This window comes from Vogesella amnigena (assembly GCF_042648905.1).
GTDB classification, from domain to species: domain Bacteria; phylum Pseudomonadota; class Gammaproteobacteria; order Burkholderiales; family Chromobacteriaceae; genus Vogesella; species Vogesella amnigena.
In genome coordinates this window covers 207,734-220,851 of record NZ_JBHRYH010000002.1, presented here as the reverse complement: position 1 = coordinate 220,851, position 13,118 = coordinate 207,734, and the positions used below count along the sequence as shown (strand labels likewise).

Genomic DNA, 13,118 nt, shown 5'->3' with positions numbered 1-13,118 from the left:
AGGTAAGGCCCCTGCGGCCAACCTTGCTGATCACACCCCGTCGCGTACGGGGTGTTTTGCCATCTGGAGCATCCCATGTCCCACCCCACGGTACCGTTTCGCGATGCGCTGCGCTTCTGGCTGAAGCTCGGCTTGCTCAGCTTTGGCGGCCCGGCCGGGCAGATCGCGCTGATGCACCGCGAGCTGGTGGACAACAAGCGCTGGATCTCCGAGCAGCGTTTCCTGCACGCGCTGAACTACTGCATGTTGCTGCCGGGGCCGGAGGCGCAGCAGCTGGCCACCTACCTGGGCTGGCTGATGCACCGTACCCGTGGCGGCATCGTCGCCGGCGTGCTGTTCGTGCTGCCCTCGCTGCTGATCCTGATTGCGCTGTCCTGGCTGTACATGGTCTTCGGCCAGCTGCCGTTGGTGGCCGGCGCGTTTGCCGGCATCAAGGCCGCGGTGCTGGCCATCGTGCTGCAGGCAGCCTGGCGTATCGGCAGCCGCGCGCTGAAGCACCCGCTGCTGTGGGGCATTGCCGCCGCCGCGCTGCTGGCGCTGGCGGTGTTCGCGCTACCCTTCCCCGCCATCGTGCTGCTGGCCGGCATCAGCGGCTGGCTGGGCGCCAAGCGTTGGCCGCAGGTGTTCAACGGCGGCAAGGGCCATGCCGCCAGCAGCACGCAGGATGATAATCAGGCGCTGATCAACGACCACACCCCGCCGCCACCGCATGCCAGCTACAGCCACGGCAAGCTGCTGCGCCTGGCGCTGGCAGGCACGCTGCTGTGGACGCTGCCGATGCTCAGCGCCGTGGCGCTTGCCGGCAGCCAGCACACGCTGCCGCAGATGGGCTGGTTCTTTACCAAGGCGGCGCTGCTGACCTTTGGCGGTGCCTACGCGGTGCTGCCCTATGTGTACCAGGGCGCAGTGACGCACTTTGGCTGGCTGACGCCGGGGCAGATGATGGACGGGCTGGCGCTGGGCGAAACCACGCCGGGGCCGCTGATCATGGTGGTGGCCTTCGTTGCCTTCGTCGGCGGCTACGGCGCACCAATGTTCGGCGCCGGCAGCGCGGCGCTCAGCGGCATCATCGCCGCCAGCTGGGTGACCTGGTACACCTTCCTGCCGTCCTTCCTGTTCATCCTCGCCGGCGCGCCGCTGGTGGAACACACCCGCGGCAAGCTGGGCTTTACCGCGCCGCTTACCGCCATCACCGCCGCGGTGGTGGGGGTGATCATCAACCTGGCGCTGTTCTTCGGCCAGCACCTGCTGTGGCCGCACGGCCTCACTGCCGGCATCGACTGGTTTGCCGCGCTGCTGGCGGCGGCCAGCCTGTGGGCGCTGGTGAAAGGCGGCCGCGGCGTGATTCCGGTGATTGCCGGCTGCGCCGGCATCGGCCTGCTACGCGCGCTGCTGGCCTAAATTGGCCGCGATCTGCAGCAGGTAATCCACCACCGCGCGCACCCGCGGCGAGCGGTAACGGTCAGCGTGGTAGACCAGCCAGCTGCTGCCCTGGTAGCGCCCCAATAGTTGCCAGCCCGGCAGCACCGGCTGCAGGCTGCCATCCGCCAGCTGCTGCCGCACCGAGAAATCCGGCAGGCTGGCGATGCCCAGCCCCCACTCGGCCGCTTCGCGCCGCATCTCGCTGTGGTTGCTGGCGTAGCGGCCGCGCACATTCACCACCACCCGCTCGTTGCCGCGCACCAGGCACCATTCGTCGTCGCCCGGCAGCTCGGCCAGATGCAGGCAGCTATGGCGCACCAGCTCGGCCGGATGCTGCGGCGTGCCGTGCGCCGCCAGATAGGCCGGCGCGGCGTACAGCAGGGTGCGCACCTCCATGAATGGCCGCGCCACGTAGCCGGGCGGCGGGTCGCCCAGGCGCAGTGCAATGTCCACGCCGTCAGCGATCAGGTCCACCACCTGGTCGGTAACCTGCAGCTCCAGCACCAGCTGTGGATAAGTCTGCAGCAGCCCGGGCAACTGTGGATGAATCAGCTGCCGCAGCGCCGCCTTGGGTGCGGCCAACCTTACCCGGCCGGTAACGCTGCTGGCGTGGCGCGCGGCGCCGTCGCAGGCGGCACGGGCGGCTTCCAACATGTCGCGGGCGTGGCGCAGCACCTCCTGCCCGCCGCTGGTCAGGTGCAGCCGCCGCGTGCTGCGCTCCAGCAACTTCAGCCCCAGCGCCGCCTCCAGCCGCGCGATCTGCCGGCTCACCGCCGACGGCGTACTGCCCTGCAGCCGCGCGGCGGCGCTGAAGGAGCCGGCTTCCACCACATCCACCAGTACCGCCAGGTCCGGCAGCAGCGGCAATAGCTCACTTGTTCTCATGGCGCAAAAATCCTGTGCCTGGAAGGCGGATTATCAAGGTATCGATGCAGTTTCATACTGCTGGCTAGTCAATGCAAGGAGCCCGCCATGAACCGCATCCTGATTCCCGCCGAACTGTTGCTGCTGCTCACCGCTGCCATCTGGGGCGGCAGCTACAGCATGGTGAAGAGTGCACTGGCCTTCTACCCGGTGGCCGGTGTCATCGCGCTGCGCTTCCTGCTGAGCGCGCTGTTGCTGCTGCCCTACTGGCTGCGACTGCCGCGCGCGCAGCAAGGCGCCACGCTGCGGGCGGCGCTGCCGATAGGTAGTGGGCTGCTGACGGTGATTCTGGTGGAAACCTACGGCGTGGCGCATACCAGCGCCGGCAACGCCGCCTTCCTGATCAGCCTGTGCCTGCTGCTGACGCCGCCGGTGGAATGGCTGTGGTTCGGCAAGCGCCCGGCGGCGCGGCTGTGGCTGGCGGCCATCCTGTCGCTGCTGGGTACCTGGCTGCTTACCGGCATGGCGACGGGCAAAATAAACGGCGGCGATGCGTTGATGCTGCTGGCGGCGCTGCTGCGTGCAGCGCAGACCTGCCTTGCCACCCGGCTTACCGCCGGCAAGGGCATCGACATGCTGGGCCTCACCGGTGTGCAGAGCGCACTGGTGGGCGCCGGAGCGCTGCTGCTGGGCCTGCTGCAGCCCGGCGGCCTGCCACCACTGCCGACGGCAGCATCGTTCTGGCTGGCCATCGCCTTCCTGGTACTGTTCTGCACCCTGTTCGCCTTCTGGGCGATGAACCGCGCGCTGGCGGAATCCAGCCCCAGCAAGGTGGCGCTGCTGCTGGGCAGCGAGCCGCTGTGGGGCGCACTGTTCGCGGTGGCCTGGCTGGGCGAGCCGCTAGCCGCCAGCGGCTGGATCGGCGGGCTGCTGATCGCCGGCGCGGCGCTGTGGCAGGCGCTGCCGGCGAGGGCGGTGCGTAGCTGATGCACTGAAAACACTTGCGGCCAACCTTATCGCCACAAGGTTGGCCGCAAGCGCACGAGAGCCGCTATCTCAATCCTGCGCCAACGGCGACAGCGCCCGCCGCACGGTGTCTTCGTCCAGGGCAGTCGAGCACAGCTCGATGAAACGGTAGGCGAAGCTGCGCAGGTAGTGGCCGCGGCGGATGGCGATGCGGGTGGTCTGGTGGCCGAACAGTGGCTCGCCAGCCACCACCTGCACCTGGCTGTCGCGCTGCGCGTCCACCGCCATCGAGGCGATGATGCCCACGCCCAGCTCCAGCTCCACGTAGGTCTTGATCACGTCGGCATCCAGTGCCGCCATCACGATGTCAGGCGCCAGGCCGGCGTCGGCAAAGGCGCGGTCGATCTGCGCGCGGCCGGTAAAGCCCTGGTGGTAGGTGACGATGGGATACTCGGCCAGCGTCTCCAGCGACAACTGCTGGCCATGCAGCGGGTGTTCCGGCGGCGCGATCACCGCGTGGTGCCAGCTGTAGTACGGGAAGGACACCAGCTCCGGCACCTCGGCCACTGCCTCGGTAGCGATGCCGATGTCGGCCTCGCCGGCCAGCAGCAGGCGCACCAGCTCGTCCGGGCTGGCCTGGTGCAGCACCAGGTGCACCTTGGGAAAGGCTTTCTTGAACGCGGTCACCACCTTGGGCAGCGCATAGCGTGCCTGGGTGTGGGTGGTGGCGATGGTGAGCTGGCCTTCGTCGCGCTGGCTGAACTGCTCGGCCAGGCGCTTGATGTTGCCGGCGTCCAGCAGCATGCGCTCGACGATGGTAAGCAGCTCCTTGCCGGGGTCGGTCAGGCCGAGAAAGCGCTTGCCCTTGCGCACGAACAGCTCCACGCCCAGCTCGTCTTCCAGGTCCTTGATGTGCTTGGAGACGCCGGACTGCGAGGTGAACAGCGCGTTGGCCACCTCGGTGAGGTTGAAATTCTGTCTTACCGTCTCGCGGATGATGCGTAGCTGCTGGAAATTCATGCGGCACCTGCCGTTTCCTGGTTGGCGAACACGCGCACGCTGCGCGGCTTGAGGCGTACCGGCTGCCCGGCCTGCAGGCTTGCGACAAGCTCGCTGCCGGCCGGCAGTTCCACATCGAACTGCTGGCCGGCCAGCTCGTCACGGCCTTCCAGCTCCACACGGGTGAGCGCGCCCAGCGTCAGCAGGCGGCTGATGCGTGCCGGCACGCCATCGCCATGCTCGCCCGGCACGATGTCCAGCTCGTGCGGGCGCACAAAGGCGATCACCCGGCCATCATACGCTGCCGGCTCACTGCTGAGCCGGGCATTACCCACCGCGATGCCGCCGGCGCTGCCGCTGCCTTCGAACCGGTTGGCCGCCCCCAGAAAGCCGTACACGAAAGGCGTGGCCGGCTGGCGGTACACCTCGCCCGGGCTGCCGATCTGCTCCACGCGGCCGTGGTTCATCAGCACCACGCGGTCGGCCACTTCCAGCGCTTCTTCCTGGTCGTGGGTCACGAAGATGGAGGTGATGTGCAGCTCGTCGTGCAGGCGGCGCAGCCAGCGGCGCAGCTCCTTGCGCACCTTGGCGTCCAGCGCGCCGAACGGCTCGTCCAGCAGCAGCACGCGCGGCTCCACCGCCAGCGCGCGCGCCAGGGCGATGCGCTGGCGCTGGCCGCCGGACAGCTGTGCCGGGAAGCGGTCTGCCAGCCAGTCCAGCTGCACCAGGTCCAGCAGCTCGTGCACCTTGCGCTTGATGTCGGCCTCGCTGGGGCGCAGCTTGCGCGGCTTCATGCGCAAGCCGAAGGCCACGTTGTCGAACACCGTCATGTGGCGGAACAGCGCGTAGTGCTGGAACACGAAGCCCACCTGGCGCTCGCGCACGTGGGTGTCGGAGGCGTCCTCGCCGTCCAGCAGCACGCGACCGCTGTCGGCCTGCTCCAGCCCGGCGATGACGCGCAGCAGCGTGGTCTTGCCGCAGCCGGACGGCCCCAGCAGCGCCACCAGCTCGCCGCCGGGGAAGTCCAGCGTGAGGTTGTCGAGAGCGACGAAATCGCCGAATGCCTTGTGGATGTTCTGTACCTGGATGCTCATTTCATTTCTCCGTGGTCGCCTTGCGGCCAACCTTGCCCGCTGCGCTCGCCGCAGCGGATAGATATTTGGCGTTGCTAACAAAACCTTGCAGAGGACCTGAGCCAAGGCGCGCCGACGCAGACAGTACAGCGAGTACGGCAAGCAGGCGCAACGCAGGATCAGGGGTTTTGTTAGCGACGTTTAATCGCGCGTGGCGCGCCACTCCACCCAGCTCTTCACCACCAGCGTCACCAGCGCCAGCAGCGCCAGCAGACTGGCCACGGCAAAGGCGGCGGCAAACTGGTACTCGTTGTAGAGAATCTCCACATGCAGCGGCAGGGTGTTGGTCTCGCCACGGATATGGCCGGACACCACCGATACCGCGCCGAACTCGCCCATCGCCCGCGCATTGCTGAGAATCACGCCGTACAGCAGCGCCCAGCGCACATTGGGCAGCGTCACATGCCAGAACACCTGCCAGCCGCGCGCGCCCAGCACCACGGCGGCCTCTTCTTCCTCGCGCCCCTGCGCCTGCAGCAGCGGAATCAGCTCGCGGGCCACAAAGGGCACGGTCACGAACATGGTAGCCAGCACGATGCCCGGCACCGCGAAAATCACCTTGATGTCATGCTCCAGCAACCAGGGGCCAAGCCAGCCGTGGCTGCTGAACACCAGCACATACACCAGGCCGGCCACCACCGGCGACACCGAGAACGGCAGGTCGATCAGCGTGATCAGCAGCTGCTTGCCGCGAAAATCGAAACGGGTGATTGCCCACGCCGCCGCCACGCCGAACACCAGGTTCAGCGGCACCGAAATCACCGCGGCCAACAGCGTGAGCTTCACCGCCGACAGCGCATCCGGCTCCAGCAGCGCCGCCAGGTAGGTATCCCAGCCCTTGGCCAGCGCCTCGGCAAACACTACTGCCAGCGGCAGCAGCAGGAACACGGCGAAGAAGCCCAGCGCCACGGTGAGAATGAGGGTCTTCACCCACGCCGGCTCACGGGTGGCCTGGCGGCTTTCCAGCAGCGCCGCGCGGTCATGCTGGGCATAGAGATTGGAAACGGCACCGGCCATCATGCACTCCTTCCGCTACGTTTCGCCTGCCATGCCTGCAGACCGTTGATGGCCAGCAGCAGCAGGAAGGAAAACACCAGCATCACCCCGGCGATGGCGGTAGCGCCGGCATAGTCATATTGCTCCAGCTTGCTGATGATCATCAGCGGGGTGATCTCCGACACCATCGGGATGTTGCCGGCGATGAAGATCACCGAACCGTACTCGCCCACCGCGCGGGCAAAGGCCAGCGCGAAACCGGTCATCAGCGCCGGCTGCAGCACCGGCAGGATCACGTGGCGGAAAGTCTGCCAGCGGTGTGCGCCCAGGCTGGAGGCGGCCTCTTCCAGCTCGGTCTCCAGGTCTTCCAGCACCGGCTGCACCGTGCGCACCACGAAGGGCAGGCCGATGAACACCAGCGCCACCAGCACCCCCAGCGGCCCGAACGCCACCTTGATGCCCAGCGGCTCCAGGTACTGGCCCAGCCAGCCGTTGCCGGCGTACAGGGCGGTAAGCGCAATGCCGGCCACCGCGGTGGGCAGCGCGAACGGCAGGTCCACCAGCGCATCCACCAGCTTCTTTCCGGCAAAGCGGTAGCGCACCAGTGCCCAGGCCAGCAGCAGGCCGAACACCGTATTGATGGCCGCCGCCAGCAGCGCCATGCCGAAACTCAGCCGGTAGGAGGCCAGCACGCGCGGCGCGGTCACCGCCTCCCAGAAGGCATCCAGGCTCATGCCGCTGGCGCGGATGAACACCGCCGACAGTGGGATCAGCACGATCAGCGACAGGTAAGTGAGGGTAAAGCCCAGCGACAGGCCAAAGCCGGGCAGGACACGGGGCAAGGTAGCGGCACGGCTCATGCGGCGGCTCCTCGGGTAGTGGGTTTCATGCTGTTTCCTGTGGCTATATAACTGGCCACAGGATATTGGCCGGCTCCTTATTCGAAAAATAAGGATTTCTTCGTTACTTATTCAATAACTGAAAAAGCGGAATGCGGCCGGTTGATATAGCGGGTGGTTGTAAAACCGCGGCAACGTGAGCACTACACGTAGGGTGGGCTAAGCGGAGCGTGCCCACCGATGACATCTTGCCGGTGGGCACGGCTGACAGCCTTAGCCCACCCTACACGAGACAAGGAACATTGGCCGCAGCGCCCGGTACGGGCTTGCGGCCAACGTTGTGTGGCAGGTGGTGCTAAAACCGCGGCAACGTGAGCACTACACGTAGGGTGGGCAAAGCGGAGCGTGCCCACCGATGACATCTTGCCGGTGGGCACGGCTGATAGCCTTAGCCCACCCTACGCGAGAAAAGGAACATTGGCCGCAACCCTCGGTACAGGCTTGCGGCCAACGTTGTGCGGCGGGTGTGTCATATCGACAGCTCAGCACTCCCCCGCCAGCGGCTGGCTGGCCAGGCGGATGAGGTCGGTCAGCAGCGGTGACAGCTCGCTAGCGTCCTCCCCGCTGCCGGACAACAGATGCAGCCGCGCCTGCCAGGCGGTGGCAAGGCCGGCGGCCTGGGTCAGCCGCGGGTAGCGCGGGTCGGGGCGGTGGCAGGCCACCAGCGCGGGAAACGGCAGCGGCCGTGCGGCCAGCGCATCGCCCTGCGGCGACAGCAGCAAGGCGGCGCGGCAGCGGGTGTCTGCCGCCAGCAGCTCCAGTGCCGGCACGCATAGTGCGCCATGCGCCAGCAGCAGAACGGGCGTGGCGCCCAGCTGCAGCCAGTGCGCCAGTGCCGCCACCTCCTCCAGCACAAAAACACCCTGCCCGCGCGCCAGCGCCAGCAGGGTGCGGCCATCGTGCTGCCGGCCGTCGGCAAGCAGCAGCAACGGCAGGCGGGTCTGCATTACTTCACCTGGATCTGGTCGAAGATGCCGCCATCGGCAAAGTGGGTCTTCTGCGCGCGGGTCCAGCCGCCGAACACCTGATCGATGGTGAACAGTTTTACCTTGCTGAACTGGTTGGCGTATTTGGCGGCGGTTTTCGGGTCACGCGGGCGGTAGTAGTTCTTGGCCGCCAGCTCCTGGCCTTGCGGGCTGTACAGGTATTGCAGGTAGGCTTCGGCCACCTTGCGGGTGCCACGTTTGTCCACCACCTTGTCCACCACGCTCACCGGCGGCTCGGCCAGGATGGACAGCGATGGGGTGACGATGTCGAACTTGTCCGGGCCGAATTCGTTCACCGACAGATAGGCCTCGTTCTCCCAGGCCAGCAGCACGTCGCCGATGCCGCGCTGGGTGAAGGTCACGGTGGAGCCACGCGCGCCGGAATCCAGCACTTTCACGTTCTGGAACAGCTTGCGCACGAACTCGCGGGCCTTGGTGTCGTTACCGCCCGGCTGCTTCAGCGCGTAGCCCCAGGCTGCCAGGTAGTTCCAGCGCGCGCCGCCGGAGGTTTTCGGGTTCGGCGTCACCACTTCCACGCCCGGCTTGATCAGGTCATTCCAGTCCTTGATCCCTTTCGGGTTGCCCTTGCGCACCAGGAACACGATGGTGGAGGTGTACGGCGAAGCGTTGTTGGGCAGGCGCTTTTGCCAGTTGGGCGGAATCAGTTTGGCTTCGGTGTTGAGCGCATCCACGTCGTAACCCAGCGCCAGTGTTACCACGTCGGCTTCCAGGCCGTCGATCACCGAACGTGCCTGCTTGCCGGAACCGCCGTGTGACTGCTTGATGTTGACGGTTTCGCCGGTCTTGGCTTTCCAGTACTTGGCAAAGGCGGTGTTGAAGTCCTGGTACAGCTCGCGGGTGGGGTCGTAGGACACGTTCAGCAGGCTGACATCGGCCAGCGCGTGGCCGGCCAGTGCGAACAACAGGGTGGTGGCAGTGGCAAGTCGGGTAAGGCGGTTCATGGATGTTCTCCCCTGGGTAACGATAAGCAATGGGGAGAATCTAGCGAAGCACCAGGCGGCGGCGAACCAAGAAAATCTGCATTGCTTATCAGCTATCGGTTGATAAGCAATGCAGTGGCAGGCTCTCAGCCGGGTATCAGTGGCTGTCCGGCTGCAGGCAGACTTCCAGCCCGCCTTCGCTACGGTTGTGCCAGCTCAGGCGCAGGCCGTGCAGCTCGGCAATGCGTCGCACGATGGACAGGCCGAGCCCGCTGCCGCTCTGACCTTGCCCCGGGGGGCGGAAGAAGCGCTGGCCAACCTGCGCCAGATATTCGGCGGCGATACCGGGGCCGTTATCCAGTACCCGTATCTGCTGCGGGCCGACTTCCAGCACGATGTGGCTGCCGGGTGGGGAATAGCGCAGGGCATTGTCCAGCAGGTTGCGCAGCAGCAGGGTGAGCAGCGTGGCCTCGCCCGCAGCCAACGGTTCACCGCTGAGCTGCGGCACGATATGGCTACCGCGCTGCGCGGCGTAATCGGCCACCTGCTGGCAGGCGTGCTCGGCAATCTGCGCCCAGTCCAGTGGCTGACGCGGCAGGTCGTGCTGCTGCTCCAGCCGCGACAGGGCCAGCAGCTGGTCCACCAGGTGGCTGGCGCGGTCCACGCCCTGCATCACCTTGCCGGCGGCGGCATTGCGCGCGGCCGGTTCGTCCAGCAGGGTCAGCAGTTCGGCCTGCACCCGCAGCGCCGCCAGCGGGCTGCGCAGCTCGTGCGCGGCGCTGGCGGTGAATTGCCGCTCGCGCTGCAGGGTGTCTGCCACACGGTCGATCAGGCTGTTCATGCCGTCGATCAGTGGCTGGATCTCGCGCGGCACATCGCGCTCCAGCGGCGTGGGGTCGTCGGCTTGGCGTTGCTGCAATGCGCCGCGCAGCACCGCCAGCGGCCTGAGGCTGTGCGCCACCGCCCACCACACCGCGCCCAGCGCCACCGGCAGCAGCACCAGCCACAGCAGGCTCTGGGTCAGCAACAGCCCGGAGAGCGCCTCCCAGCGTTCGTCCAGCTCCTGCGCCACCGCCACGGTACCGTCGGGGCCGGACAGGTAGTACACCCGCCAGTTTTCACCATCGTGCTGCAGGCTGTGAAAGCCGCTGCCATCGGCCCGGTAGTCGAGGTCCAGCCCTTCGCTGTCCACCAGCAGGCGTTGTCCGCTCGCGTCCCAGGCGGCTACCGCCTGGTGATCGCTTTCCTGTTTCTGTTCCGGCGGCAGGCCCTGTTGCCGTGCCGCCAGCATCGGCAGCGTGCTGTACAGCTGCTGGGCAAAGGTCTGCTGCTGACCATCGTACAGTTCGTTGATTTCATGGCGGGCATGCAGTGCAAGCAGCACGCTGGCCACCAGCCACAGCGGGGTAACCACCACCAGCAGGCTGCGTATCAGGGTGCCGCGCAGGCTGTTGCTCACTCAGGCATCTCCCAGCGTATAGCCCAGGCCGCGGCGGGTCTTGATGAAGTCGGCGCCCAGTTTCTTGCGCAGGTGGTGGATGTGCACTTCCACCGCGTTGCTCTCTACCTCGTGCGCCCAGTCGTACAGCTTTTCCTCGATCTCGGCACGGCTGAGCACGCGGTTGCGGTTATTGAGCAGCACCTCCAGCACCGCCAGCTCGCGGGCGGACAAGGCCACCGGCACGCCATCCAGCGTGACCTGGCGCGCAGCCGGGTCCAGGCTGACGCGGCCGTGGCTGAGCAGCGGCAGGCTCTGGCCACCACGGCGGCGCAGCAGGGCGCGCAGCCTTGCGGCCAACTCGCCCAGCGCGAACGGTTTCACCAGGTAATCGTCGGCGCCGGCATCCAGGCCGCGAATGCGGTCGTTCACCGCATCACGCGCGGTGAGCAGCAGCACCGGCTCCTGCTGGCCGGCCTTGCGCCAGGCGGCCAGCACGTCCAGGCCATCCATGCCGGGCAGGCCCAGGTCCAACACCACCGCGTCGTAAGGCGCGGCGCGGATGCCGGACAGCGCCAGCTTGCCGTCGCGCAGCCAGTCGCAACTGAAACCAAGGGCCTGCAGGCCAGCCTGCAGGCCATCTCCGATCAGCGGATCATCCTCGACGATCAATACCCGCATAGCTTTACCTCAGCGCCATTGTTTGACACCGGTAATCATGGCACGAACCAGGTTCACGCGCTCGACACGGCTCATCACGATGGCGGCCAGCGCATGCAGTCCGGCGGCGGCCAGCAGGGTGTTGGCCAGAGCCTCGTGCAGCTCTTCCAGCCATTCTTCGCCGAAGTAGGCATCGGTACCCATCAGGTAGCCGCTGACACCCAGCGACAGTACCAGCCCCATCAACGCAAACATCATCAGCGCGCCCAGCGGGTTATGCCCCACCGTCTGCGGGTGCTGGCCTTCCTTCACCGCGCCCAGATGCGCCTTGATGCGGCCCGGGGTGGGGAAGAAGCTGCTGAAACGCGCATGCTCGCTGCCGATGAAGCCCCAGATGATGCGCGCCACTACCAGGCCGGTGGCGATATAGCCTGCCCAGCGGTGCGGCGGGTCGCCTTCTTCCAGCACAAACAGGTTGAGCAGCACACAGCTCACCAGCGACCAGTGGAACAGGCGCACAAATGGGTCCCACACTTTCACGCTGCGGGCGGTAACGGGGTGAGTCATGGTTTTCTCCTTGAAAAGCCTGTGCAGCATGCAGCAAGGGCTGCGGCATCCTGCTCAGGCTCTGTTATTCGACAGCCTTCCTGTGTATGGAACAAAGCCCTTCCGCGTGGCGAAAGGGCTTTGTCAGCCCTCACGCAGGTCGGGCTTGCCCGACCTGCGTGGTGGTTATCAGTCAGCGATATCGCTCTTCACCGGCTTGCCGCTTACCGGGTCAAAGTAGATTTCAACTTTCTTGCCATCCTTGTTCTTGCCGTAGATTTCGTAGCAGTTGCCGGACACCTTGAATTTCTTGATCTGGTAGCCCTGACCTTGCAGCTGCTTTTTGAAGTCGGCTTCTTTCTGCCATTTGTCTTTCGGCTGGGCCGGGCATTGGGCAGCGGCAAAGGCAGTGGAAGCAAAGGAAGCCATCAGGGCGATAGCAAGCAGTTTTTTCATGGTAAAGCTCCTTGGAGTGATCTGTAGGGTGCCTGCACGCCTGCAGGTACCCGTTCAATTTATGCCGCCAGTCTTAATGCAGCCTTAGCCTGTACTTAAGCGGCGCTTAGCTGCCGGCGCGCCGCGCTACGCTGCCGCCACGGCTGCCACAGCAGGTCGTAGCAGGCGAACAGCAGGCAGCAAGTCGCCCATACCAGCCAGCCGCTCCACAGGTTGTGCGACAGGAAATGGGCGCCGCGCAGCATCTGGCCAAAGCCCATCAGCATGCCAGCCCCCATGCCCAGCCAGAACAGGCCGCGCGCCAGGGTTGGCCGCAACAGCCACTGCCAATAAGCCAGCGCCAGCAACGAAAATCCGGCCGAGGCATGGCCGCCGGGGAAGCAATGCCCGGGGCCGGCATCCGCAGGTACCAGCCCGCGCAGCGGAAACCAGCTGGCGGTGCCGCCAAAAGCCTGCAGATCCCACGGGCAGGAATGCGCGCTCTCGGATTTGAGCCAGGCCACCACGGCGCCGGCCAGCAGCATGGCGACGACCGTAAGCAGCCGACGGGCATCGCGCTGCCGCCAGCCGCGCCAGGCCAGCAGCAGGCCGGTAAGCAGCACCAGGTATTTGGCCAGCCGGTGATTGAGCCACTCCAGCCAGCGCGCGTCCTGCAGCGGGAAGCGGCTGCTGGCCGGGTCGTAGAACCAGGCTTGCAAGGAGAAATCCAGCTGCGGGTAGTGTTCCAGCCACAGCAGGGCCAGCAGGCAGAACAGCAGGCACAGGAGCTGGCGGCGGTAGAAAGTGGAAGGCGTCATAGCTGGTGACGTCGG

14 protein-coding genes are annotated in these 13,118 nt (G+C 66.4%); 2 read left to right on the top strand and 12 right to left on the bottom strand.

Annotation, left to right across the window (positions count from 1 at the left end; translation table 11 throughout):
- Positions 1–75: 75 nt before the first annotated feature.
- Complete coding sequence (gene chrA / locus ACFOKJ_RS01460) at positions 76–1,401, top strand: chromate efflux transporter (protein ID WP_390276204.1); 1,326 nt, start codon at positions 76–78, stop codon at positions 1,399–1,401.
- Here chrA and ACFOKJ_RS01455 read toward each other — a convergent pair.
- Positions 1,381–2,307, bottom strand: a complete 927-nt coding sequence (locus ACFOKJ_RS01455) for a LysR family transcriptional regulator (RefSeq protein WP_390276203.1) — start codon at positions 2,305–2,307, stop codon at positions 1,381–1,383. The two genes, chrA and ACFOKJ_RS01455, sit on opposite strands and share 21 nt — an antisense overlap.
- An 87-nt stretch (positions 2,308–2,394) precedes the next feature.
- Between ACFOKJ_RS01455 and ACFOKJ_RS01450 the strand changes: the two genes are divergently transcribed.
- A complete protein-coding gene (locus tag ACFOKJ_RS01450) occupies positions 2,395–3,273 on the top strand; it encodes a DMT family transporter (protein WP_390276202.1) in 879 nt (292 codons plus the stop codon).
- Between the two features lie 69 nt (positions 3,274–3,342).
- Here the strand turns inward: ACFOKJ_RS01450 and ACFOKJ_RS01445 are convergent, their stop codons facing one another.
- The 11 genes from ACFOKJ_RS01445 to ACFOKJ_RS01395 form a co-directional block, all read right to left on the bottom strand.
- Complete coding sequence (locus ACFOKJ_RS01445; protein WP_390276201.1) at positions 3,343–4,272, bottom strand: CysB family HTH-type transcriptional regulator; 930 nt, start codon at positions 4,270–4,272, stop codon at positions 3,343–3,345.
- The gene (locus ACFOKJ_RS01440; protein WP_390276200.1) at positions 4,269–5,345 is read right to left on the bottom strand and encodes a sulfate/molybdate ABC transporter ATP-binding protein; all 1,077 of its coding nucleotides are present in this window, start codon (positions 5,343–5,345) and stop codon (positions 4,269–4,271) included. Before ACFOKJ_RS01440 ends, ACFOKJ_RS01445 begins: the two co-directional genes overlap by 4 nt.
- Before the next feature lie 180 nt (positions 5,346–5,525).
- On the bottom strand, positions 5,526–6,401 hold the full coding sequence (gene cysW, locus ACFOKJ_RS01435) for a sulfate ABC transporter permease subunit CysW (RefSeq protein ID WP_390276259.1): 876 nt from the start codon (positions 6,399–6,401) through the stop codon (positions 5,526–5,528).
- A complete protein-coding gene (gene cysT, locus ACFOKJ_RS01430) occupies positions 6,401–7,240 on the bottom strand; it encodes a sulfate ABC transporter permease subunit CysT (protein ID WP_390276199.1) in 840 nt (279 codons plus the stop codon). Before cysT ends, cysW begins: the two co-directional genes overlap by 1 nt.
- Positions 7,241–7,761: 521 nt before the next feature.
- The gene (locus ACFOKJ_RS01425) at positions 7,762–8,226 is read right to left on the bottom strand and encodes a hypothetical protein (protein WP_390276198.1); all 465 of its coding nucleotides are present in this window, start codon (positions 8,224–8,226) and stop codon (positions 7,762–7,764) included.
- Positions 8,226–9,227: a sulfate ABC transporter substrate-binding protein gene (locus ACFOKJ_RS01420; RefSeq protein WP_390276197.1), complete on the bottom strand. Its 1,002-nt coding sequence runs from the start codon at positions 9,225–9,227 to the stop codon at positions 8,226–8,228. Before ACFOKJ_RS01420 ends, ACFOKJ_RS01425 begins: the two co-directional genes overlap by 1 nt.
- Before the next feature lie 136 nt (positions 9,228–9,363).
- A complete protein-coding gene (locus tag ACFOKJ_RS01415; RefSeq protein ID WP_390276196.1) occupies positions 9,364–10,665 on the bottom strand; it encodes an ATP-binding protein in 1,302 nt (433 codons plus the stop codon).
- Complete coding sequence (locus ACFOKJ_RS01410) at positions 10,666–11,325, bottom strand: response regulator (protein ID WP_390276195.1); 660 nt, start codon at positions 11,323–11,325, stop codon at positions 10,666–10,668.
- 9 nt (positions 11,326–11,334) lie between these two features.
- Complete coding sequence (locus tag ACFOKJ_RS01405; protein WP_390276194.1) at positions 11,335–11,871, bottom strand: cytochrome b/b6 domain-containing protein; 537 nt, start codon at positions 11,869–11,871, stop codon at positions 11,335–11,337.
- 168 nt (positions 11,872–12,039) lie between these two features.
- Entirely contained in the window at positions 12,040–12,306 is a 267-nt protein-coding gene (locus ACFOKJ_RS01400; protein WP_390276193.1) for a PepSY domain-containing protein, read from the bottom strand.
- 95 nt (positions 12,307–12,401) lie between these two features.
- Positions 12,402–13,103 carry a phosphatase PAP2 family protein gene (locus ACFOKJ_RS01395; RefSeq protein WP_390276192.1) on the bottom strand — a complete coding sequence of 234 codons (702 nt, stop codon included), beginning with the start codon at positions 13,101–13,103 and terminating at the stop codon, positions 12,402–12,404.
- Positions 13,104–13,118 lie beyond the last annotated feature (15 nt).